This window comes from Amycolatopsis sp. SID8362 (assembly GCF_010550475.1).
Lineage (GTDB): Bacteria > Actinomycetota > Actinomycetes > Mycobacteriales > Pseudonocardiaceae > Amycolatopsis > Amycolatopsis eburnea.
The window spans coordinates 1-549 of the sequence record NZ_JAAGNB010000610.1; the positions used below are offsets into that span (position 1 = coordinate 1).

The 549-nt window shown below is 76.3% G+C and carries 1 pseudogene; it reads left to right on the forward strand.

The features are described 5' to 3' along the window. Positions 1–158 precede the first annotated feature (158 nt). Positions 159–549: pseudogene (locus tag G3I65_RS18880) on the forward strand (glycosyltransferase family 4 protein); the annotation flags it as partial.

Consider the following 549-nt stretch of genomic DNA (forward strand, 5'->3'; position numbering starts at 1 on the left):
GGCCGCCACCGAACTCGCGCGGGGCGTCCGGTGACCGCCCTCGCGATCGCCTGCGCCCTCGCCGCGTTCGGCGCGGCACAGGCCGAGTTCCTCATCGTCGGCAGGCTCGCGCTCACCCTGCGGCGCACAGCCGCCACCGAACTCCCGCAGGCCCTCCGATGACCGCCCTAGCAATCACCTTCGCCCTGATCGCCGCCGCGTTGTTCGCCGTGGCCGCGACGCGTCAGCACGCCGAGGTCGCCGACCTCAACGTGGCGGGCACGCCCGGGTGGCGCCAACTGGCGCGGCTTCTGCGCTCCCCCGGCTGGTGGGCGGGCACGGGCCTGGCGATCGGCGGCAGCCTGCTGCACCTCGTCGCGCTGTCGCTGGCCCCGCTCCCGGTGGTCCAGCCGCTGGGGGTGTTCAGCCTGGTGCTGACCGTCCTCTTCGGACGGCGCGCCCGCGATCGCCGGGTGGTGACCGCGGTCGTGCTCGTCGTCGGCGGGGTTGCCGGGTTCGTGGCGCTCGCGGCGTCGGCCGCGCCGGCCACCGGGATCAGCGCCGGCACGG